A 21,965-nucleotide genomic window follows, 5' to 3' on the forward strand; every position below is an offset into this window, starting at 1 on the left:
TGACCGATTATTCAGGGGATGTCTTTATTATTTATCGTCGGAAAAAATGGCCAGCTCGTCCCAGATTTCATCGATACGCGCCGTAACAGCGGGATCTTTCTTGATAGGACGGCCCCATTCGCGCTGGGTTTCCCCAGGCCATTTGTTGGTGGCATCCAGCCCCATTTTCGACCCCAGGCCAGAAACCGGCGAGGCGAAGTCCAGATAATCAATCGGCGTGTTCTCCACCAGTACCGTATCCCGCGCGGGATCCATACGAGTGGTAATCGCCCATATCACATCGTTCCAGTCACGAGCGTTCACGTCATCATCGCAGACAATCACGAATTTTGTGTACATGAATTGCCGCAAAAACGACCATACGCCCATCATTACGCGTTTTGCATGTCCGGCATACTGTTTTTTGATGGTGACTACCGCGAGGCGGTACGAGCACCCTTCCGGCGGCAGATAGAAATCCACAATTTCCGGGAATTGTTTTTGTAAGATTGGCACAAAGACTTCATTCAACGCCACCCCCAGTACTGCCGGTTCATCCGGTGGGCGACCAGTGTAAGTGGAGTGATAAATTGCGTCTTCGCGCTGAGTAATATGCGTGACGGTAAATACCGGGAAGTTGTCCACTTCATTGTAGTAACCGGTATGGTCACCGTATGGGCCTTCCGCCGCCATTTCACCCGGCTCAATGTAACCTTCGAGCACAATCTCTGCGCTGGCGGGCACTTCGAGATCGTTGGAGACGCACTTCACCACTTCGGTTTTCGTGCCGCGCAACAGGCCTGCGAAAGCGTATTCGGAGAGCGTATCCGGCACTGGCGTGACCGCGCCAAGAATAGTGGCAGGATCTGCCCCAAGCGCCACCGCAACCGGAAAACGTTCGCCCGGATGTGCCGCGCACCACTCCTGGAAATCCAGCGCACCGCCACGGTGCGACAGCCAGCGCATAATCAGTTTATTTTTGCCAATCACCTGCTGGCGATAAATGCCCAGATTCTGCCGCTCTTTATGCGGGCCACGAGTGACCGTCAGCCCCCAAGTGATTAGCGGTGCGGCGTCTTCTGGCCAACAGGTCATCACCGGAATACGAGACAAATCGACGTCATCACCCGAGATAATTTTTTGCTGGCAAGGCGCACCGCGCAGGCGTTTGGTCGGCATGTTCAACACCTGCTTAAACTGCGGCAGTTTATCGAACAGATCGCGGAATCCTTTTGGCGGCTCAGGCTCTTTCAAAAAGGCTAAAAGTTTACCCACTTCACGCAACGCACTGACATCTTCCTGCCCCATGCCAAGCGCCACGCGCTTAGGCGTGCCAAACAGGTTACACAGCACCGGCATCGAATAGCCTTTGGGGTTTTCAAACAACAGCGCCGGGCCGCCAGCACGCAGGGTGCGAGCGGCAATTTCGGTAATTTCCAGATGGGGATCAACCGGGAGGCTAATACGTTTTAGTTCGCCCTGCTGTTCGAGTAATGTCAGAAAGTCACGTAAGTCATGGTATTTCATGGGGTAATTATCGGCCTCCTGGTAAGCGCCTCATTATACGGCGAATGGTTCCGCGATGCTGTCTTTTTGTTAAATTTGCGTAAATTAAAGCAGTAATAATCAACATCGCGATTTGGTCGTACTTTTGCTATGCTTTCGCGCTAAACAGCGGAAATAGGTCATTATGCAAGCTTGGTATTTACTGTACTGCAAACGCGGGCAACTTCAGCGTGCTCGGGAACATCTTGAACGGCAGGCGGTTAATTGTCTGACGCCGATGATCACCCTGGAGAAAATGGTGCGCGGTAAGCGTACTTCAGTCAGTGAGCCATTGTTCCCAAACTATCTGTTTGTGGAATTTGACCCCGAAGTTATCCATACCACCACTATCAATGCAACCCGTGGTGTTAGCCATTTTGTCCGTTTTGGTATGCATCCGGCAACGGTTCCTTCATCGGTTATCCATCAGCTTTCTATCTATAAGCCGCAAGATGTGACCGACCCAGAAACGCCATATCCTGGCGACAGCGTGGTTATCACCGAAGGCGCATTTGAAGGGCTGAAAGCCATCTTTGCAGAGCCAGACGGCGAAGCACGCTCTATGCTGCTGCTTAACCTGCTGAATAAACAGATTAAGCAGAGTGTCAAAAACACCGACTTCCGTAAAGCCTAATCTAAAAGTCGATACTAAACATCCGCTTAACGTTGTTGTCGGTCACGGTTTCCAGCCATTGGGCCTCTTCGCCACGCCATTGTGCGACGCGCGCCAAAATATGTGCGACATACGCCGGTTCATTACGTCGCGACGCCGGTTTTGGCGTCATATCGCGCGGTAACAGGTACGGTGCGTCCGTTTCCAACAACAGGCGGTCGGCTGGAATCATCGGTAACAGCTCACGCAATTCCAACCCGCGACGCTCGTCGCAAACCCAACCGGTAATACCGATAGACAGCCCACGATCAAGACACGCCTGCGCTTCATCGCGTGTACCGGTAAAACAGTGCAGCACCGCACCCGGCAGGTGATCCAGCCACGGTTCCAGCAATGCCAGGAAACGGTCATGCGCATCCCGACAGTGTAAAAATACCGGCATTCCCAGTTCTGCCGCCATCGCCAACTGCGCGCTGAACGCAGTCTCCTGCTCGTCTGGGGTTGAGAAGTTACGGTTAAAATCGAGGCCGCATTCACCAATCGCCACCACCTCGGATTTATTCGCCAACGCATAAATGGCCTCTGCCACCGTTGGCGACCAGCTACTGCTGTCGTGCGGGTGAACGCCAGCGGTAGACCAGCATCCAGCAAAGCGCGCGGCCAGCTGCTGCGCCTCTTCGCTTTCATGGCGGTTAGTTCCGGTCAGTAACATGCCGTGTACGCCCGCAGCCTGTGCTCTGACGACAACATCATCGCGATCGCGGGAAAACTGCGAACTGGTCAGGTTGACTCCGATATCAAACATCCTACCCCCCCATATGAAAACCGCCCTAACGGGCGGTTGGTTATTCTTCTGTTTCTTCGGCTTGCGCGTCTTCATCACGCGTCGATCGTTTCCCGGCGTAGAAGCGAGAGAAGAAGACCCCCACTTCAAACAAACAATACATCGGGATAGCCAACAGCGTTTGCGAGAACACATCCGGCGGCGTCAACAACATACCGACCACGAATGCGCCAACCAGCACATACGGGCGCTTTTTACGTAGGTCATCCGGCGTGGTCACACCCACCCAGCAGAGCAGGACGATAGCGACCGGCACTTCGAACGAGACACCAAAAGCGATAAACAGCGACATGACAAAGTCGAGGTAACTCTTGATATCCGTAGACACCAGCACCCCTTCCGGCGCGGTGTGCGTCAGGAAGCCAAACGCCAGTGGGAACACCACAAAGTAGGCGAACGCCATGCCGATATAAAACAGCAAGGTGCTGGACACCAACAATGGTACTACCAGCCGGCGCTCATGCCTGTACAGTGCGGGTGCCACAAAAGCCCAAACCTGGTACAAAATGACCGGCGCGGACAGGATCAGCGAAACCATAAAGGTCAGCTTGATTGGCGTGAAAAACGGCGATGCAACGTCGGTGGCGATCATCGTCGCGCCCAACGGCATCTGTTTTATCAGTGGCGCTGATACCAGTTGGTAGATATCATTGGCGAAATAGACCAATGCCAGAAAAATAACGATGACCGCAATAATGCAGTTGAGCAGGCGCTTACGCAGCTCAATCAAATGAGCGATCAGCGGTTGGGTATCTTCTACGCTCATGGTTACGGTTTATCACTCGATGCGGGGGATGAATCAGTCACGGTGGCCGCAGACGCATTGGCTTTCTCTACGGGTTTAACCACCTCAGCTTCCTGCGCCGGAGATTCAGCGGATTGCGCCACCGGCTCATCGGTATACGCCGTCTGCGGTTTTTCCGTTGCCGGTTGCACAGCCTCTTTGTCCTTAGCCGCAGGGTTATGGATAGTATTGGCCTCGTCACTCGCCTTTTCAGGGTCATGCATTGAGTAGGAACGCTTCATTGACTCGGCTGCTTCGCGCAGTTCGTCCATCGAAGCCTTCAACTCCGGCGTTAGGGTATCCAGACTCGCTTTCTCCACTTTTTTCAGGCTGTCCTGAAATTCCTGGAGTTTAAGCTCCTGCGTCAGCTCATTTTGCACGGTTGTTGCCAGAGAGCGCAGCGCACGAATCCAGCCCACAACCGTTTTCACCGCCACCGGTAGGCGTTTTGGCCCTAATACAATAAGGCCAATCACGAATACCAGCAGTAGTTCACTGAAACCAATATCAAACACGAATTACACCTGCTCGTTGTCGTGGCGTTTCGCTTCGTCTTTCTTCGCACTTTCCTGCTTATCAGTAATTGATTTTGCAGTGAAATCTGCATCCTGGTTGGCTTTATCTTTTGACTCGTCTTCATCACCCATGGCTTTTTTAAAGCCTTTGATGGACGCGCCTAAATCCGATCCCAGCGAGCTCAGCTTTTTAGTCCCGAAAAGCAGAACCACGATAACGACGATAATCAGCAACTGCCAAATACTAATACCACCCATACAAGTTCCTCTGATAGATGATGAAATAATCAGCGCGCATTATACGTTATGCAGCGCCATGTTAGCGATGCATAATTCACCGCGTCTTCCGCCACCCTGCGAACCATACCACCAGCCCTCCGGCCATAAGCCATGCGGGTGTCAGCCCCCACTCAGGGCGATTAATCAGTAATACCGTACCGCTCAGGAGTAAAACCGCACCTATACCAAAGAGATATCGTGACTGCCCCTGACGAGTGCGATGCGTGACCATCTCCTGCGAAAGCTTCTCAAGACTGCTCTGCACCTGCTTACTCTGACGTAAGCTGTCGTACACCAGTTCCGGTAATTCCGGCATTTTCTCAATCCAGAACGGCGCTTTGTCTTTCAACGCCCGGAACAGCGCAGGCAGGCCCATCTGATCTTTCAACCATGATTCCAGGAAAGGCTTCGCCGTCTTCCATAAATCTAACTGAGGATAGAGCTGGCGTCCCACCCCTTCTACGTAAAGTAATGTCTTTTGTAACAACACCAACTGCGGCTGCACTTCCATATTGAAGCGGCGCGCGGTGTTAAACAGGTTCAGCAGCACGTGACCAAAGGAGATTTCAGCCAGTGGTTTTTCAAAAATCGGCTCACACACGGTGCGGATAGCAAACTCAAACTCTTCTACGTTGGTATCCGGCGGAACCCAGCCAGAATCGACGTGCAGCTCTGCAACCTTGCGATAATCTCGGTTAAAGAAGGCGATAAAGTTTTCCGCCAGATAGCGTTTATCGTCCTTGTTCAACGAGCCGACAATCCCGCAGTCAATGCCGATATACTGTGGGTCTTCCGGGTGCTCATAGCTAACAAAAATATTGCCAGGGTGCATGTCGGCATGGAAGAAGCTGTCGCGGAATACCTGGGTGAAAAACACCTGCACGCCACGTTCAGCCAGCAGTTGCATATTGGTATTTTGCTTTTTCAGCGTCTCGATGTCCGACACCGGAATACCGTAAATACGCTCCATCACCAGCATATCAACGCGGCAATAGTCGGAGTAAATCTCCGGCACATACAGCATCGGGCTGTCTTCAAAGTTGCGACGCAGTTGAATGGCGTTAGCCGCTTCGCGCAGCAGATTCAGCTCGTCGAGCAGCGTTTTCTCGTAGTCGCGCACCACTTCAACCGGGCGCAGACGACGACCATCCGGCAGCAGGCGAGGAACCCAACGCGCCAGACGGTAAATCAGTTTCATGTCGGCTTTGATAATAGGCAAAATATCGGGGCGGATAACTTTGATCACCACCTCTTTGCCGTTCTCTTTCAGGCGCGCCGTGTGCACCTGCGCAATCGACGCCGATGCCAGCGGTTCAATATCAAAATCATCAAACCAGCTTTCAACCGGAATATCGCCCATCGACTTTTCGATTTGCTGCTTCGCCAGTTTGCCGTCAAATGGAGCGACTCTGTCCTGCAACATAATCAGTTGATCGGCGATTTGTGGCGGGAAGAGGTCACGACGCGTAGAGAGCATCTGGCCGAATTTGATCCACACAGGGCCAAGCTCTTGCAACGCTAAACGCAGACGTTCGCCCAGCAATTTATCCTTATGGCGGTTCGGCATCCAGAACAACAGCCGACGGCCAAAACGCAGCGGCAGCGTAATACGCATTTTGGGAATAAGCTCATCAAGCCCGTAACTCAAAAAGGTGCGGATGATAAAATACAGTCGCCGTAATTCTCCTGGCGTCATTTGCCCTCCAGGTTTTCCAGCCGTTTAGTCAGTGCCGCCAGCTCGCGCTCAACTGCCGTTGTCTCTTCTGCAAACCACGCCACTTCCAGCGCGCCGGGAGCTAAACGCCACTCTTCGGTCAGGGTTTCTGCCACGTAGCGCTGCTGGCGCGCCAGTCCATGCTGTATAAATGCCGCGCCGCCGCGCAACACTTTACTGATGCCTTCTGCGGCGATATCGCCGGTGTAGGGAGCCAATAGCTCGGCGGGATCAAACTCGGCGAGATCGGCAAGCGACACCAGGTTTTGCACGACCTGGAGATCACCTTGCACTTCAAGATCGTTATTGCGGATAAGCGCCGTAAGCTGCTGGCGATTGCGCAGTTGTGGCAATACGCTCGCGCGGGTAATAACGGTGCAGTCTGCCTCGCCTTCCCATGCGCCCAGCACGTCAACCTGGCGCTCACTAAAGACCAGCACCAGCGGTGAGGAAAACTCTTTCAGCTCAACGCGTAATACTTTTCCGATAAGGCGCTGACGCGCAGGCTTTAATGCCTTTTCACGCCACAAAAGCGTATTAATGGCAGTCTCAATGCTGCCAGTCACTAAGGGTTTTAAAGGCATAGCGGCCCCTCTAATCAGAATTTATAGCCGCGGTGCAGCGCGACAATCCCTGCCGTCAGGTTGAAGTACTCAACGTTTTCCAGCCCGGCGTTCTGCATCATCTCTTTCAGCGTGTCTTGATCCGGGTGCATACGTATAGACTCTGCCAAATAGCGGTAGCTTTCGGCGTCATTCGCTACCAGTTCGCCAATGCGCGGCAGAATGTGGAATGAGTATGCGTCGTAGGCTTTGCTCAGCGGGTCGATAACCGGTTTGGAAAATTCGAGCACCAGCAGGCGTCCACCTGGTTTCAGCACGCGATACATAGAGCGCAGCGCTTTGTCTTTGTCGGTCACATTACGCAGGCCGAACGAGATGGTGATGCAGTCAAAAGTGTTATCCGGGAACGGCAGCGCTTCGGCATTGGCCTGCACATATTCCACGTTACCGACTACCCCGATATTGCGCAGCTTTTCGCGGCCCATTTTCAGCATCGAGTCGTTAATGTCAGCCAGCACCACGCGCCCGGTTTCACCGACCATACGCGAGAATTTCGCCGTCAGGTCGCCCGTGCCACCCGCCAGATCGAGAATGGTCTGTCCACGGCGCACGCCGCTGCAATCAATGGTAAAACGCTTCCATAGACGATGGATCCCGAATGACATGAGATCATTCATTACATCGTATTTTGCGGCTACAGAATGGAATACATGCGCCACCATGTCTGCTTTCTGTGATTTGGCAATTGTTTGAAAGCCAAAGTGCGTCGTTTCTTGTGAATCCTCAACCATCTCAATGCCTGCTTGCTTATCAAGAAAATGTTCATGGAGTGTAACAGATTGGGCGCAATTGCCCTACGATTCCACCCCGTTACGGATTATCCGCGCTCGGCGGCTAGCGGATTATCATCGTGGGTATCGCTGTCGTCACGCAGACGAAAATCATCATCCTGCGCTGTCGCTTGCTCGACGAGATCTGGGTTAATCTCGCGCTTAACTTCCACCCCTAAGTGGCGGAATGCCTCGGCTTGCACCAGCAAATTACCGCGCCCGGAGGTGAGTTTTTTCATCGCCTGGCGGTAGTTATCCTGCGCTTTGTCCAGGCTTTGGCCTATTGCCGACATGTCATCAACGAACAGGCGCATTTTGTCATATAAGCGGCTGGCACGCTCTGCGATATGTTGCGCATTACGGCTTTGATGCTCATAGCGCCAGAGGTTTGCAATGGTGCGCAGCGCAACCAGTAGCGTGGTAGGGCTAACCAGCATAATGTTATTTTTTAGCGCTTCGCTAATCAGCTCAGGCTGCCTGTCCAGCGCCAGCAAAAAGGCGGGTTCAACGGGGATAAACATCAGGACATAGTCCAGAGAACGCAGCCCGGGTAGCTGATGGTAGTCTTTCCGCCCCAGTAGACGAATATGGTTGCGCACCGCCGCAATATGCTCCTGCAATGCCGCTTCGCGGGTGTAGTCGTCTTCTGCGTTAAAGTAGCGCTCGTAGGCCACCAGCGTCATTTTGGCGTCCACTACCACATCTTTGCGATGCGGTAAGCGCACGATGACATCGGGCTGCATCCGGGAGTTGCCGTCGGTAGTAATACTAACCTGGGTTTCGTACTCGTGGCCTTCCCGCAGCCCAGACGCTTCCAGCACGCGGGTGAGTACCACCTCGCCCCAGTTGCCCTGAGTTTTGTTATCGCCTTTCAACGCCCGCGTTAAGTTGACCGCTTCCTGCGCCATTTGCGCGTTCAGTTGCTGAAGATTACGAATCTCATGCGCCAGCGTGTGGCGTTCGCGCGCTTCCTGACCAAAACTCTCCTGAACTTGGCGGCGAAAACCGTCTAGCTGCTCGCGCAGCGGCGTCAGCAGGCCATGCAGGCTCTGCCGGTTTTGCTCATCAACGCGCCGGTTGCTCTGCTCAAAAATACGGTTGGCGAGGTTTTCGAACTGTTCGCTCAGGCGCTGCTCGCTATTGAGCATCAGACGGTATTTTTCATCGCCGTGCTGCCGTGTCGTCTCCAGAAGCGTTGTGACTTCACGCAAGTCAACTTCCAGCGAGGAGTTAATCTCCCGCAGGTTACGCAGCTCGTTATTAAGCAGCTCACACTCTTCACGCCAGTGCGCGTTCTGGGCGATTTGCTGCTTTGCGGCGCTCAGTTCGCCATAGATATCACGCTCTTCCGCCAGTTGTTCGGCCCGCTGCTGCGCCACGCGATAGCTCGCCGCCAGCCAGCCAATCGCCACGCCTGCCAGCGCCACCAACGCATAAATCACCACGGCAATATCCACAATGCCTCCTGCTTAAACCTACTATCAGCACAAAATAGAATTGTGCTGTATAAACGTCCAGTTTTAAAGCAGTTTCCTGCGAGCATCTACGCAAAAAGAAAAAGGCCGAACAAGTCGGCCTTTTTTGATGAAAAGCAGAATTACAGCAGGCGGCGCGCTGCTTCCACCACGATTTTCACCGCGTGGCTTTCCGTTTTCTTCATCGTCTCAGCGTTAGGAATTTCCTGCTGGGTACGGTTCACGATAACACCGGCAACCATCCCGGCGCGCAGGCCCTGGCTGGAGCACATGGTCAGCAGCGTTGCTGATTCCATTTCGTAGTTCATCACGCCCATCGACTGCCACTCTTCCATGGAGCCTTTAAAGCGGTTAACCACGCGACCAGAGAAGGTGTCGTAGCGTTCCTGGCCTGGATAGAAGGTGTCTGAAGACGCAGTTACGCCCACGTGAGTGGTCGCGCCAACGGATTTCGCCGCTTCAACCAGTGCGGTAGTACACGCGAAGTCTGCTACCGCTGGGTATTCCATTGGTGCAAAGTGCAGGCTCGCGCCATCAAGACGGACGGATGCCGTCGTGACCAGCACATCACCCACATTAATGTTCGGCTGAATAGCGCCGGTCGTGCCAACACGCAGGAAGGTGCGGATGCCGAGCTGAGCCAGTTCTTCAACCGCGATAGACGTCGATGGGCCGCCGATACCGGTAGAACAAACAATCACTGGCTTGCCATCAAGCTCTGCACGCCAGGAGGTGAATTCACGATGAGATGCCAGTTTTACCGGCTTTTCCATCAGCGCGGCGATCTTTTCCACACGCTCCGGGTCACCGGGGACGATTGCCAGCGTAGCCCCTTGTAAATCGTTTTTAGTGAGGCCGAGATGAAAAACATCAGACTTGGACATAAAGAACTCCTCTGTGGTTCAGTTTTGTCAGAAGAAGCAAAAATGTACTTTATAGAAGACCACAACTCTTTTTCGTGATTACCATCACTAAGAATTAAAAATGTTACATTAAATTTCGCGCAATTAGTGAGTTACATCACATTAACAAGTTATTGTTATTACCTGCTGCACAAAAATACGCCGCATTCAGGCACTGTGATTCGGCTATGAGTTCATTAAAAGGGTACGGAGAATGCCATGACAATCAACAAACAACCCGGATTTGCACCTGCTGCTTCGCCTCATGCCACGACCGCCGTTCATACGCCCGACGAGACCATCGCGGCGGGAGAAACGTCGATTCCTTCTCAAGGTGAGATGCTCCCAGCCTTTTACGCACAGCCAAAACATCGCGATGCGCCTCTACCGGTAATCATCGTAGTGCAGGAGATTTTTGGCGTCCATGAGCACATTCGTGATATTTGCCGTCGTTTAGCGCTGGAGGGGTATCTGGCGGTCGCGCCGGAGCTGTATTTCCGCGAGGGCGATCCAAATGATTATGCCGATATTCCTTCACTTTTCAGCGGGCTGGTCACAAAAGTGCCCGATGCCCAGGTGCTGGCCGATCTCGATCACGTGGCAAATTGGGCCGCGCGCAACGGCGGTGATGCCAGCCGTTTGTCGATAACCGGTTTTTGCTGGGGCGGGCGAATTGCATGGCTGTACGCCGCACACAACCCGCAGTTAAAAGCGGCGGTGGCCTGGTATGGACGTCTGCTGGGTGACAAAACGTTAAATAACCCGAAGCATCCGGTCGATGTCGCAGTCGATCTCAGCGCGCCAGTGCTGGGTTTATACGGTGGGCAAGATACCGGTATTCCGCTTGAGTCAGTAGAAACCATGCGCCAGGCGCTGCGAGCCGCCAATGCGACAGCGGAAATCGTAGTATACCCGGACGCTGGTCATGCGTTTAATGCCGATTACCGCGCGAGCTATCACCAGGAGTCGGCGCAAGATGGCTGGCAGAGGATGCTGGCGTGGTTCGCGCAATACGCTGGGAAAAAAGCCTAACTTCGCAACGCCGCTTTTATCATGGCGGCGTTTTCCCCTCATGCTGCGCCGCAGCATTTCTTATATTTTTTGCCGCTACCGCACGGGCAAGGATCGTTACGAGAGATATCCACCGGCGCTTTTCGCGCCTCTTGCGCCAGCCATGACATAATCGCCGAGGCCGGATAGCCATTCTCCAGTAATTGCTGGCAAACATTCATATACGGCGCAATATGCTGGAAAAAATGCTTATAGCCCGCGCATAAATAGTTATGCCCCGGCAGGCCACCTGGCGAAACGGAAAAGCGGTGTTTGGGGCAGCCGCCGTGGCAGGCAAAGCGGAAGTCACAGCGCTGGCAATCCGTCGTCAGCCGCTCTTTTTTCGCCAGCCCAAATGCGATGGCCTGTTCGCTATTGTTGAGCGTTTGAATACTTGTTTGGTGGATATTGCCCAGTTTGTGCTCGGGATAAACATAGTGATCGCAGTTATACAAATCACCGTTCGACTCTAGCGCAAAGGCATGTCCACAGGTTTCAGAATGGACACACAGCACCGGAGGCTGCCCAGCCCAGGCCGCCAGCGCGACGTCAAACATTTGCACATAAACGCTATCGACATCGCGGCGTACCCAAATGTCGAAAATTTGGCACAGAAACTCGCCAAACTGCCACGAAGGCACTGTCCACGGAGCCAGTTTTGCCGCGCTCTCGCCCGGCAGCACCAGTTGCAGGACAGAAGATTCATTGTTGCTGATGCGCTCGACCAGCGGGATAAATTGGATATACCGCGAGCCTGCCGCGAGCAAGAAATCGTACACTTCACGCGCATGTCCCACGTTGTGCTTACCCACGACGGTTAGCGTGTTGAATGCCACATCGTGCGCCTTCAGCGTGGCGATGGCAGCCATCACTTTCTCGTGAGTGCCTTTACCGGCGCGGTTAACGCGGTATTGGTTATGCAGATGCGCGGGGCCATCAATCGAGATGCCCACCAGGAAATGATGTTGAGCAAAAAAGCGCGCCCATTCATCATCAATCAGGATGCCGTTGGTCTGGAGCGCATGTTCTATCTTTTTGCCGTTGGCGTACTTCGCGCTTAATTCGACCACTCGCTGAAAAAAGGGCAGCCCCATCATGGTCGGTTCGCCACCTTGCCAGGCGAAAGTCACCGTATCGCCGGACTGAGCCTCTATATGCTGGCGGATGTAGCATTCCAGGGTGTCGTCCGACATCCGCCAGTTTTTATTCCGCTCAGGGTACAACGCTTCTTTTTCGAGATAAAAACAGTACGAACAATCAATATTGCACACCGAACCGGTGGGCTTTGCCATGACGTGGCAACCTGCTAGCGCCATCTCGGGTTGATCCTTTTTGTCACTGACTCACCGTCATCATCGGCTGTTCTCAACAATATACTGGTAGCAACTGGCGATATGCTTAGCGACGCTAAACTCCACCAGTTCACCATTCTCGTTATAGCCTTTACGGGTTTTCACCAGTAGTGGCTCGGTGGGTTGAATACGTAAAATCTGGCAATCCTCTGGCGTAGGCATCTCCGCCGTGATCACATCCTGGAAACTTTCGATATTTTCATCGTTCTCCTCCAGCATGCTGTAGAGGCCACCGCTCAGCGACTCTAACGAAAGGTTTTGCAGGCGCGCCGTCAGCCAGATGTAGTTAACCTGCGCGGGCTGTTCGTTTTGCCGGTAGATAGTTCGCGTCAGCAGATGCAGCGCAGTTTTGTTGTCGAGGCCAAATGCCTCGGCGACCGTATCGGGCGGCAGTTGCTGTTCCAGCTTCAGGTTATTACGCTCGATTGGGTGCTGTTGATGACCGTCAATCAGGCGTACGCGGGTCTTCACTTCCTGCTTTTCAGAAGTGCTGATAACCATCGTGCCGATGCCCGCCTGGCGTTTTACCAGCCCTTTGGCGGCAAGCTCTGCCAACGCGCGGCGCGCGGTGATGCGGCTAACGCCAAAAATTTCCTCAAACTCGGCCTCGGTGGGCAGCACATCATGCTTTTTGTATTCGCCGGTTTTCAGCTTTTCTAGCAGGATATCGTATAGCTGAGCATACAAAGGCTTAGCGCCGCGCGAATAATCTAATTCTTCTTTCATTAACTCCGTACTCCTTTTCCCCGGCTTTCGCCGGGGAGACTACTTAATCCAGTCGCATTTCTAACGCCATCTTATAGTACACGCTCTGATGCTGCTCCTCCGGTACGTCGTTCTGTACGAAAGCCCACAAATTTTCTCGCGTCCAACTGGGTTTACACTCCGCCTGAAGTTTCTCGACCAATGAGTGCTGCCCGCTCCCTTCCAGATGCTGCAATAGCGCAAACAGGCCGTAGCGAATCTGCGGCGCAAAATCGGCCAGCTCCGGCAGTAAATGCGGATCAAATCCCAGCAGCGGGCTTTGCGCATCATCCAGACCGTAGCGCGGGTACAGCTCTGTTGGCGCATCACTTTGTTGCATCATTTCAACAAGATGGTCGCATAACCGCCGCGCCGTTGACTGGCTGGCGCACTGCGTTTGCTGCGATGGGTCGGTGTGCAAGTCATACAAGCGGTGGCCAAAACGATCGGCATCGCGCGTCATGACAGACTCCGCAGGCACTTTCATCACCTGACAGCCTTTGGTGAAGCTAAACGGCGGATGCAGCGTCATGCCCTGCAACTCTCCGGGCGTAAAACGTCGGTTAATGCGGGTTGGCATCAGCGTGTATTCATACAGGCCGTCGATACCTTGCTCAATCGGCGAGCGCATATAAACATAGCGGCCATCGGTAATGTTGATATGGCAACCGTGATAGCCAAACAGCGCGTAGTCGCGCACGGGGGTGTCGTCACGCAATACCGGCAACAGCGACTTCCCTTGCATATCCGCCGGTTTATCCAGGCCGAAGCAGTCCAGCAGTGTTGCCGGGATATCGATAGTTTGCGCCAGCGCCTGCCGCGATTCACCCGCCCCGCCACACTGCGGATGCCAAATGAAGCAAGGCGTATTCGCCACTTCGTTATACAGCGGCATAATATTTTTGCCCCACCACTCGTGCTCTCCAAGCAAGAAACCGTGGTCGGTATTGACGATAAGCATCGTGTCTTTCCACAGGTCGTAGCGGTCCATGTAGTCGAGGACTTTACCGACATAAGCATCCACCATGGTCAGCAACGCCATGTAATACTTCTGAATCACGCTCTTGCGCTCGTCACTTTCGGTGACGAAATAGTACGGCGGCCAACCGTCGAACTGCGAAGGATCGTCGATACCGTACATCTTCAGATATTTTTCCGGCACGAAGAACGGCTCGTGCGGGTCAAAACACTCCAACTGCAAGAACCAGTTGTCGCTGGCATGGTTGGTATCGATGAACTCCAGCCCTTTATTAATAGTGCGCGCCAGATGGTGATCGTCCTCATTTTGCATAAACTGCACGTTAATCTGGTGCTGCACTCGGCTGGTCACGCGCCGCTGTTTGATTTCCTCCGGCTCGCCGGATTCATAACGATATTCCGGCTTATCCACTACGCCCTTCCAAGCGTCGCCTTCCTGACCGCGAATAAATTCATACGTGCTATATCGCGAGTGGTAGGTTGCGCCGCCATCTCGCCAATAGTGCTTATGGTCAGTGACCAGATGGGTATGAATGCCCTTTTTCTTGAGCATTTCCGGCACGGAATCATCGAACGGCTCCAGCGGCGACCAGCCGCGATGGAGGAAGTTATAGCGCCCGGTATGCAACTCCCGACGCGCGGGCATACACGGCATACTGCCGACGTAGAAATTGTCGAAGCGTACGGTACGTTCCTTTAACCGCTGGAAATTCGGTGTGATCGCCCGATCGCTGCCATAAGCCGACAACAGACGTTTATTGAGCGAATCAAACATCAACATAATGGCTTTCATGAGTTATACCTTTCCTCTCTTCACGCCGTTTCTTTATCGTAACCACGGACTTTGCCGACGACATACGTCAGCGCAAACGCCGCTGCACAGCCCACTAACCATGACAAGATGTATTGCAGATATTTGCCATCGGCGATAAGCGGCAGCGCCGAAAGCCCCGCAGCACCAACACCGTTAGTAGAGACGCCAAGCAACACCACCATCACACCGCCAAAACCAGCACCAATCGAACCGGTAATAAAGGCAAAACCGGCGGGAATATTGACGCCAAAAATGGTCGGCTCGCCCACGGCCAGAATGGAGGTTGGAATCGCCCCTTTAGCAATTTTCTTCATCACTGGGTCGCGCGTTAGCAAGAGAACGGCGGTAGCCGCGCCGACCATCCCCGCATTAGACATAATCTGGATAGCAAACAGCGGCGCGTGTCCGGTGGCGTTAATCATCTCAATATGAATCGGGAACAGGCCGTGATGCAGGCCGAGTGAAATCAGGAATGGGAACAGCGCCGAAAGCACGAACCCTGCGGCAATGCCGCCATGTTCCAGCAAGCCGTTCAGGCCATGCAAAATACCGTCAGAAACAATACCGGCAGCGGGCATGATGACCAAAAGCAGTGCCGCCGCCATCACCAGCAGCACAATTGTTGGCGTCACCACCACATCCACAATATCCGGCACAAACCGCCGCACCTGTTTTTCCAGCAGGCACATCAACCAGACGGCAAAGATAACGCCAATCAGGCCGCCCTGGCCGGGAATCAGCCCTAAAGCCGTCACCTGCGGCATAATCGTAATTGCACCCAGCAGGCCACCCAGAATCAAGTTGCCTTCAAATTCACGCGCCGCCGTAATGCCAGCGTAAATAGCCAGAAAGCCAAACAACGCTTTCGAAACAATATCGAGGAACTGGCTAACGCCGAGCAAATGGCGCTGATCCAACACAACCTGCGTGGGCGACAGATCGCCGAGCGCCGAAATATGATGGCTCAACGCCCAGGATGCCGCCGAGTTGACCACTACGTTGTTAATGCCCATCAGGATACCGGCGGCAATCAGCGCAGGCAGAATAGGAACAAAGATATTCGCGATATGCTTGAGGATGACCTTCGTGCGCGTCTGCTTTCTGGCGCGTGCCCGCGCCAGCTTGGCTTTTTGCTCAACGTCGCTTAACGGCGCGTCATCCACTGGCGCACCTTTCAATGAGGCATTGATAACGTCAGCGACTTTTGAGGATTTCCCCGGCCCGACAATCACCTGGAGCGTGTCATCTTCCACCACGCCCAGCACACCCTCGATACCTTTCAGCGCAGCGATATCAACAAGCGAAGGATCGCCAATCGTCATGCGCACCCGCGTCATACAGTTAGTGACATGCAGCAAATTCGACAGGCCGCCACAATGCTTCACAATTGCGTTTCCCACCAGCTTGTAGTCCATACAGAGGTTCCTTTGTTATTTTTGGTGGCAATTGTTATAACAATATAATGATATTATATTTGTGAGAAATGTCATAAAGTCAACAACAGTGACGATCAACGGGCTTTATGCATGAAGTACCAAGGGGGAAAGGGATCGGGAAACGAGCAAATATTGCCGACAGGCAAGCAGGCGCACCCAACACCGTTACACTCTTGTAAGACCCTGTTTAGCGCAGGGGGTACAGCATGGCTTGACCGACCAGACAGGGATTAACACCCCGTAGTGTCAGTAATGCCTTTATTTAATCAGATAAATGCATGTATCTTTTGTGCGCTTTATTTACTCATTATTAACAGAAAATATTTACCGATAATCACATCGCTACAAGTACTGGCGTCTCCTCTATCTTATTTATCCGTAACTTTATCGCCATCAATCTCAACCATGACTTGATTCGTCCTTATTTTAAATGAATTGTCTCCCCCTAAATGATTGCCAAAACTGTAAAGACCAAATACTTCTAGCTGGTTCATCAATGCCCGTCCTGCTTCATGATTGTTTTGTTCACATATCACATTATTCTTTAAAAGATACATCGTATTTTTTTGGTAATACACGTTGTCTTTTTTGGCATAACTATTGAGATAAAACTCTTATATATAGAATTATATATAAACCATTTATTATTGGCGATAGTATATTCGACTGAATTAATCCTGTATATCCTCCTACCAGGCAGAAAATTATAATTTTTATTTAACCCCTGTGTGAGTACAATTGATGTTTTCGGAGGGACTTCAATCCAATCATCTTTTTCAAAATCGCCACCATAATTAAACTTGCCACCCAAATATTCTAAAATCATATTGTCGGTAGTTATTATAAAGTTCATTTTCCACTCAGAAAATGATAACTCAGGAATAAAAACAGACTCATCACCATTATTCTTAAAAATAATGGAAGATGATATGGCATTGTCTTTCTTATTTATCAAAAGTCTGAAATCAACATTAATGAGTTTCTTTGTCTTTATACTTTCAATATCTGAAACAGAATAGTATTGACGATATGAATATAGTGGGCGCACATTGGCAGGTTCATATTCAACACCATTCCACCCTCTCTTTCCATATGCATACTTTATAACATATATATCATTAGCATTTGCTTTACCTAAAGTAACAAGAGAACATAAAAAATATGCAAACGGCATATAAAAACCTACTGCACATTCTCTCTGAAAGACTATTAATATACATGTAAATATCAACCCTCTATAATTACTGTCTTTTGTATAGAGATTTTATCTCATCACCATTTAGTTTAACATTAACTTGATTTGAACTAACAATAAACATATTGCCATAGTCATTTCCATCAAAACCAAACTTCTGAACAAAATCACTAAAGGAAATTTTTTTGCAATAAAAATCACCTTTAAATGGCAATAAATAATCGAGAGAATAAATACCCAACCATTCACATACATCCAAGATGTTGAGCAAATTTTTGTTAGTATTATTCTCAATAATCCATTGTTTCCTTACGAAAGTGAAGCTTGCGCTCTTTATACTGTATACATTAACCCCTTTCATAAACTCATAATCATCATTAAGTTTAATTTTAAATTCCATTCTCTTGCCTGGAGGAAATTCTATCCAATCTTCTTCATAAAAAGAGGAGCGGAGATCACATTGATCACCAAGGTAATCTAAAAGAACATTATCAGTAGCGATAAAAAAAAGCATCCTACACGGTTTATTGTCGTCAGAGAAATCATCGCGAATATTATATTTCTCTGGAGAGTATGGTAATGATGCGTCCCGAATAAAGTATGAGCTAGTGCTTTTATTTTGAAATGAAAGAATGGCTATCACATCACCAGAACTATGTTCCGCTGTTAGTGCAGTAGTGATCCCATACAACTGCCGTTCTCTAAATATATTATCCTCTGCTAATTTAAAACGAACGTTAAGCTCATTTCCTTGATACCATAGTTTAGGATGTATACGTGCATCTATACATTTATCTCCATCACATTCCCGTATACCATAGCCATATTTTATTACAGACAACTCATTTGCAAAAACACCGAAAGAAAATACATAACAACCGATTAGGTTTATTATAAAAATGAATAGAAACGTTATTTTTCTCATACAAACAGCCTAATATTTATTAGCCTACTAAAAAGAATGTTCAAATATCAATCTCGAAATATCTTTCAAGATTATAAGCATTATCAAAAACACACTCGCTTTTATTAAAAATTAATAAATTAGCACCCGCAACATGTTGTTCATAACTTTCCATGTCGTCTTTATAAGGTGATTTTTTTATTCCTTTCGAGTCATAATCAGATGCACCGATCCCACCGTCTTTAGGAGAGGCATATTGTTTGGGAATATGGCTTAATTCATGGCAAAGAGTGGAAACTCTGGAATCACGACCGGTAATACTCATGCATATACGGTCTTTCCCATTATTTCTGTTACGCCTTCCAACAAAGTTTATCCCAATCTCGACTTCATAATTATCCTGAGGCTCTCCCTTTACGCTTGCACAGACTTCTCTTGCACTATCTATTCTATTAAGAAAACTAGAGACTGTCATTGTTCCTCTGACATAAAAAATACGTTTAACACAATCAAAAATAACTTCCTTTGCAGTCATCTCAACCAAGTTAGATACACCTCTTACAGGCATATCTACATGAACAACCTCATTCCCCTCCCATCCAAATATATTAAGAAAATCACGCTGTTCCTTTTCGCCCCACAAGTTTAAATCTTTAGTTCTCTGTTCTAATACTTTATCCAGAGCACCTAAGGTTTCTGCTATCATAGCCTCGAAATCATTTATCTTACATTGCTTAAAAACTTTCTTCTCTTTAGATGGAAAACTTGTTGTTGTATCACTCATTTTTACCCCAGCATGTGTCAAAATCCGGATTAAATAGTTTTACAGAGATCTTACTATCATCTTCCCTAACAAAAACCTCTGTATATCCATTAACATCTGTTATGCCTCGAATCTGCGTATTATCAGAAAAAAAAGCCGTATAATTTATATTTGAGTAAGGCTTTTCATTTACATCAACAAAGCAAAACTGGAGATAATATTTATCATAACCATCGTCATCTGATTCATCACTCCTATCTGTCAGTCCTACGACTTGCAGCGTCTCCACCAGCATCCCCGGGCTCCCCCCGCCATTCAGATTGATCACCGGCCCCATGATGTCCACGCCACCCGCGTGTATCACCACGAACGAGCCGCCCACTTTCAGGCTTATCCGGCTGCGGCTCTCCAGCACAATATCGTCGTTAACAAGAATACCCAGCGCACCGCTCACTTTTTCCGCCCGATCGCCTTTCACCTCGAGGCTGCATTTGCCTTCCACCCGGCTGATATGGTTCCCGGTGGTTCTGTGCTCCTGCTTTCCCTCCACCGTTATCCGGCGGTTGTTCGCCACGTACAGGTTGTCGTCATGGTCGATGTTCACCCGCCGGTCTTTCACCACCTTCAGCGTCTGATCGTTGCCTACCGTGATGCTTCGATCATGCGCCACCGTCACGCTCTGATCGTGCCCGCCGGCATTCTCCTTACCGACCCGCACCGTCTGCCCCAGACCGACGGTAATATTCTGGTTGTTGCCGATAGTTTCCGATCGATCCACTTTCACATTCGTGGTGCGGGTCGTTCATATCCTCCGTATCCATATTTTTCTGCGCATGGATATACACCTGTTCTTTCCCGGTCGCGTCGTCAAATTCAGCTCGTTAAACCCGCTGCCTTTATAGGTTTTTGAGCGTATCGTCATCTGCGTTTTTGTCGGCCGGCAGCCTTCCCGGCGGGCGGTTATCCTGATGGTAAGTTCTGCCCATGATGATCGGCTGATCCGGATCGCCATTCAGAAAATCGCGATCACTTCCTGCCCACGCGTGGAATGGCGAGATGGCCAGAAACCCGCGCCCGCCCACGCCTGTGATACCCGTCACCAGCACGAGCTGTCTTCATTCCCCGGGCTGTAGCAATCCCAGTGAAAACGTACCCGCACCCGACCGTACGCATCGCAGAAGATTTCCTCGCCCGCCGGGCCGGTGACAATGGCGCTCTGCGGGCCATCCACCTGCGGTTTTTGCAGCGCGGCGGGCCGCAGGTGCGGTCTGCCGGAATGACTTCAAACTGATTATTGAGGGTGGTTCCCCGGCCCTGGCTGCCGTGCAGCACCTGCGGCTGCTCACCCGTCGGCAACTGCTCACCACCTGCCACTCCCGGTTCAGCGACGCCGACGGATGTTCCGTAGGATGGAAACCGCACGCCCGGCGACAGCGTCGGGGAGTTGCTGCTGCCTCCGGCCATTTCAGCATCGCAGCGCAGGCTGTCTGTCCGGTAACGGACAAATGCCTGCCCCGTGCTGCTCATCCTGAACCGCCCCGGATAATCAAAAATTTCATACTCGGTCAGTTGCCCGTTCAGAAACCGTCCGGTACGGTTGTAATACGCCGCCCAGCGCGGAGATTTGAAGGTATAGTCCTGGATTTCCACCGACGACGGGCGTATCTGTGCCTGGTAGCGGAAGGTGCTGATGTTCGTTTCCGTAGGGTGTATCGGTTGAAACGTTCGGGTTAAACAGCACTTCCGGCCATGACGCCAGCGCCGGACACCTCGTCGCTCAGCACCAGTTTTTGCTCCGCCCCGTCTTTCGCGCATCCATCATAGAAGAAATGCCCTGCTCCGCCCACAGCCGCGCCAGAACATTGAGGTCGGTTTCGCCGTACTGAAACACAAATTCCCGCGCCGGATGCGGCTCGTAAACACCGGCGTCCAGGCCGTGACGCCGTTTCCGGCCAGCAGCGTGGCGGTGATGGTCTGAATATCCTGCTGCTGAAAGATACGGAAGTTCTGCCGCAGGCCGCAGCGCCAGAGCGGCGGCGAGATCGCCAGCCGGTATTTTGTCTGCCAGTGATTGTTCTCCCCCCGCACCATGCGGGTGATGTGATGCCGGTGACGCGTTCGCAGGGGCGACCGACCCCTGCCAGAGAGTCAGCACGGCGCGTTTTTCCAGAAAATCCGTGGCCTCCGGCTCGGGAAGGGAGCTGGCGATCGACGTCGGCGAGAGGAGCCGAGTAGCGCTGCTCGAGGGAAAAACTTCACCACCGCAGTGGCCGTCTCCGGCAGCCCGTCCACTGCCAGCGTAAATCGCAGTCCTTTTAATGACATATTTACCTCATGGATATATCAGCCCACATTTACCGAACTGCTACCGATAACCACGCCATTCTCCCCATAAACTGATGGCGGAATATCATTATCAGTGTCAATATATCGAAATTTGATTTATTTTGAATTTCAAAATAACATTGGCGGCTATAATCGTTCACCCACATTATATTGAGAGATATATATTAGGTTGTTTTCCCTACTCTAATATTAAGGGCATAGTGGTTATCATACTGACATCAATGGTAAATCATTTCTCATCGGGCATTGTGACGCATTACTCAAATATTATAAACATTGTGTTATATAGGTTTTCCTGAGGAAATAATTTTTCAAACATCAGGAATTTAATAGAATTTAT

20 protein-coding genes and 1 pseudogene are annotated in these 21,965 nt (G+C 51.0%); 2 read left to right on the forward strand and 19 right to left on the reverse strand.

Annotation, left to right across the window (positions count from 1 at the left end; genetic code table 11):
* Positions 1–27 precede the first annotated feature (27 nt).
* The gene (ubiD, locus tag AC6I4B_RS22055; RefSeq protein ID WP_497768194.1) at positions 28–1,506 is read right to left on the reverse strand and encodes a 4-hydroxy-3-polyprenylbenzoate decarboxylase; all 1,479 of its coding nucleotides are present in this window, start codon (positions 1,504–1,506) and stop codon (positions 28–30) included.
* A 163-nt stretch (positions 1,507–1,669) separates the two neighbouring features.
* Here ubiD and rfaH point away from each other — a divergent pair, with 163 nt between their 5' ends.
* Complete coding sequence (rfaH, locus tag AC6I4B_RS22060; RefSeq protein WP_497768196.1) at positions 1,670–2,158, forward strand: transcription/translation regulatory transformer protein RfaH; 489 nt, start codon at positions 1,670–1,672, stop codon at positions 2,156–2,158.
* 1 nt (position 2,159) lies between these two features.
* Here the strand turns inward: rfaH and tatD are convergent, their stop codons facing one another.
* From tatD to udp, 9 genes are all read right to left on the reverse strand, one after another.
* On the reverse strand, positions 2,160–2,942 hold the full coding sequence (tatD, locus tag AC6I4B_RS22065) for a 3'-5' ssDNA/RNA exonuclease TatD (RefSeq protein WP_497768197.1): 783 nt from the start codon (positions 2,940–2,942) through the stop codon (positions 2,160–2,162).
* Positions 2,943–2,982: 40 nt separating this feature from the next.
* Entirely contained in the window at positions 2,983–3,747 is a 765-nt protein-coding gene (gene tatC / locus AC6I4B_RS22070; protein WP_497768199.1) for a Sec-independent protein translocase subunit TatC, read from the reverse strand.
* Positions 3,748–3,749: 2 nt separating this feature from the next.
* On the reverse strand, positions 3,750–4,280 hold the full coding sequence (gene tatB, locus AC6I4B_RS22075; RefSeq protein ID WP_497768200.1) for a Sec-independent protein translocase protein TatB: 531 nt from the start codon (positions 4,278–4,280) through the stop codon (positions 3,750–3,752).
* A gap of 3 nt (positions 4,281–4,283) precedes the next feature.
* A complete protein-coding gene (gene tatA, locus AC6I4B_RS22080; protein ID WP_497768201.1) occupies positions 4,284–4,538 on the reverse strand; it encodes a Sec-independent protein translocase subunit TatA in 255 nt (84 codons plus the stop codon).
* 76 nt (positions 4,539–4,614) lie between these two features.
* On the reverse strand, positions 4,615–6,255 hold the full coding sequence (gene ubiB / locus AC6I4B_RS22085) for a ubiquinone biosynthesis regulatory protein kinase UbiB (RefSeq protein WP_497768203.1): 1,641 nt from the start codon (positions 6,253–6,255) through the stop codon (positions 4,615–4,617).
* Positions 6,252–6,857, reverse strand: coding sequence for a ubiquinone biosynthesis protein UbiJ (ubiJ, locus tag AC6I4B_RS22090; RefSeq protein WP_497768205.1), 606 nt, complete (start codon positions 6,855–6,857; stop codon positions 6,252–6,254). Before ubiJ ends, ubiB begins: the two co-directional genes overlap by 4 nt.
* Positions 6,858–6,871: 14 nt before the next feature.
* Positions 6,872–7,627, reverse strand: a complete 756-nt coding sequence (gene ubiE, locus AC6I4B_RS22095) for a bifunctional demethylmenaquinone methyltransferase/2-methoxy-6-polyprenyl-1,4-benzoquinol methylase UbiE (RefSeq protein WP_497768207.1) — start codon at positions 7,625–7,627, stop codon at positions 6,872–6,874.
* An 86-nt stretch (positions 7,628–7,713) separates the two neighbouring features.
* Entirely contained in the window at positions 7,714–9,123 is a 1,410-nt protein-coding gene (rmuC, locus tag AC6I4B_RS22100; protein ID WP_497768208.1) for a DNA recombination protein RmuC, read from the reverse strand.
* Positions 9,124–9,263: 140 nt separating this feature from the next.
* Positions 9,264–10,025 (reverse strand): uridine phosphorylase, encoded by a 762-nt coding sequence (gene udp / locus AC6I4B_RS22105; RefSeq protein ID WP_497768210.1) that lies wholly within the window; start codon positions 10,023–10,025, stop codon positions 9,264–9,266.
* 237 nt (positions 10,026–10,262) lie between these two features.
* Here udp and AC6I4B_RS22110 point away from each other — a divergent pair, with 237 nt between their 5' ends.
* Complete coding sequence (locus tag AC6I4B_RS22110) at positions 10,263–11,075, forward strand: dienelactone hydrolase family protein (protein ID WP_497768211.1); 813 nt, start codon at positions 10,263–10,265, stop codon at positions 11,073–11,075.
* 38 nt (positions 11,076–11,113) lie between these two features.
* Here the strand turns inward: AC6I4B_RS22110 and AC6I4B_RS22115 are convergent, their stop codons facing one another.
* From AC6I4B_RS22115 to tssI, 9 genes and pseudogenes are all read right to left on the reverse strand, one after another.
* Positions 11,114–12,409 carry an anaerobic sulfatase maturase gene (locus AC6I4B_RS22115; RefSeq protein WP_497768212.1) on the reverse strand — a complete coding sequence of 432 codons (1,296 nt, stop codon included), beginning with the start codon at positions 12,407–12,409 and terminating at the stop codon, positions 11,114–11,116.
* Positions 12,410–12,445: 36 nt separating this feature from the next.
* Positions 12,446–13,171, reverse strand: a complete 726-nt coding sequence (locus AC6I4B_RS22120) for a GntR family transcriptional regulator (protein ID WP_497768214.1) — start codon at positions 13,169–13,171, stop codon at positions 12,446–12,448.
* A 43-nt stretch (positions 13,172–13,214) separates the two neighbouring features.
* Positions 13,215–14,960: a sulfatase gene (locus AC6I4B_RS22125; protein WP_497768215.1), complete on the reverse strand. Its 1,746-nt coding sequence runs from the start codon at positions 14,958–14,960 to the stop codon at positions 13,215–13,217.
* A 20-nt stretch (positions 14,961–14,980) separates the two neighbouring features.
* On the reverse strand, positions 14,981–16,396 hold the full coding sequence (locus tag AC6I4B_RS22130; protein WP_497768217.1) for a PTS transporter subunit EIIC: 1,416 nt from the start codon (positions 16,394–16,396) through the stop codon (positions 14,981–14,983).
* Between the two features lie 389 nt (positions 16,397–16,785).
* Positions 16,786–16,974, reverse strand: coding sequence for a hypothetical protein (locus AC6I4B_RS22135; protein ID WP_497768218.1), 189 nt, complete (start codon positions 16,972–16,974; stop codon positions 16,786–16,788).
* Positions 16,962–17,591 (reverse strand): hypothetical protein, encoded by a 630-nt coding sequence (locus AC6I4B_RS22140; protein WP_497768219.1) that lies wholly within the window; start codon positions 17,589–17,591, stop codon positions 16,962–16,964. The genes AC6I4B_RS22135 and AC6I4B_RS22140 overlap by 13 nt, the downstream gene beginning before the upstream one ends.
* A 67-nt stretch (positions 17,592–17,658) precedes the next feature.
* Positions 17,659–18,537 carry a hypothetical protein gene (locus AC6I4B_RS22145; protein WP_497768221.1) on the reverse strand — a complete coding sequence of 293 codons (879 nt, stop codon included), beginning with the start codon at positions 18,535–18,537 and terminating at the stop codon, positions 17,659–17,661.
* Between the two features lie 40 nt (positions 18,538–18,577).
* Positions 18,578–19,300: a M35 family metalloendopeptidase gene (locus AC6I4B_RS22150; protein ID WP_497768222.1), complete on the reverse strand. Its 723-nt coding sequence runs from the start codon at positions 19,298–19,300 to the stop codon at positions 18,578–18,580.
* Positions 19,293–21,604: pseudogene (gene tssI, locus AC6I4B_RS22155) on the reverse strand (type VI secretion system tip protein TssI/VgrG). Before tssI ends, AC6I4B_RS22150 begins: the two are co-directional and overlap by 8 nt.
* Between the last annotated feature and the right edge of the window lie 361 nt (positions 21,605–21,965).

The organism is Kluyvera fluvialis (assembly GCF_059725275.1).

Bases quoted from the DNA above. Each gene is read 5' to 3' on its own strand.
- ubiD (WP_497768194.1), bottom strand. From the start codon at position 1,506: ATGAAATACCATGACTTACGTGACTTTCTGACATTACTCGAACAGCAG.
- rfaH (WP_497768196.1), top strand. From the start codon at position 1,670: ATGCAAGCTTGGTATTTACTGTACTGCAAACGCGGGCAACTTCAGCGT.
- tatD (WP_497768197.1), bottom strand. From the start codon at position 2,942: ATGTTTGATATCGGAGTCAACCTGACCAGTTCGCAGTTTTCCCGCGAT.
- tatC (WP_497768199.1), bottom strand. From the start codon at position 3,747: ATGAGCGTAGAAGATACCCAACCGCTGATCGCTCATTTGATTGAGCTG.
- tatA (WP_497768201.1), bottom strand. From the start codon at position 4,538: ATGGGTGGTATTAGTATTTGGCAGTTGCTGATTATCGTCGTTATCGTG.
- ubiB (WP_497768203.1), bottom strand. From the start codon at position 6,255: ATGACGCCAGGAGAATTACGGCGACTGTATTTTATCATCCGCACCTTT.
- ubiJ (WP_497768205.1), bottom strand. From the start codon at position 6,857: ATGCCTTTAAAACCCTTAGTGACTGGCAGCATTGAGACTGCCATTAAT.
- ubiE (WP_497768207.1), bottom strand. From the start codon at position 7,627: ATGGTTGAGGATTCACAAGAAACGACGCACTTTGGCTTTCAAACAATT.
- udp (WP_497768210.1), bottom strand. From the start codon at position 10,025: ATGTCCAAGTCTGATGTTTTTCATCTCGGCCTCACTAAAAACGATTTA.
- AC6I4B_RS22110 (WP_497768211.1), top strand. From the start codon at position 10,263: ATGACAATCAACAAACAACCCGGATTTGCACCTGCTGCTTCGCCTCAT.
- AC6I4B_RS22115 (WP_497768212.1), bottom strand. From the start codon at position 12,409: ATGGCGCTAGCAGGTTGCCACGTCATGGCAAAGCCCACCGGTTCGGTG.
- AC6I4B_RS22120 (WP_497768214.1), bottom strand. From the start codon at position 13,171: ATGAAAGAAGAATTAGATTATTCGCGCGGCGCTAAGCCTTTGTATGCT.
- AC6I4B_RS22125 (WP_497768215.1), bottom strand. From the start codon at position 14,960: ATGAAAGCCATTATGTTGATGTTTGATTCGCTCAATAAACGTCTGTTG.
- AC6I4B_RS22130 (WP_497768217.1), bottom strand. From the start codon at position 16,396: ATGGACTACAAGCTGGTGGGAAACGCAATTGTGAAGCATTGTGGCGGC.
- AC6I4B_RS22135 (WP_497768218.1), bottom strand. From the start codon at position 16,974: ATGTATCTTTTAAAGAATAATGTGATATGTGAACAAAACAATCATGAA.
- AC6I4B_RS22140 (WP_497768219.1), bottom strand. From the start codon at position 17,591: ATGCCGTTTGCATATTTTTTATGTTCTCTTGTTACTTTAGGTAAAGCA.
- AC6I4B_RS22145 (WP_497768221.1), bottom strand. From the start codon at position 18,537: ATGAGAAAAATAACGTTTCTATTCATTTTTATAATAAACCTAATCGGT.
- AC6I4B_RS22150 (WP_497768222.1), bottom strand. From the start codon at position 19,300: ATGAGTGATACAACAACAAGTTTTCCATCTAAAGAGAAGAAAGTTTTT.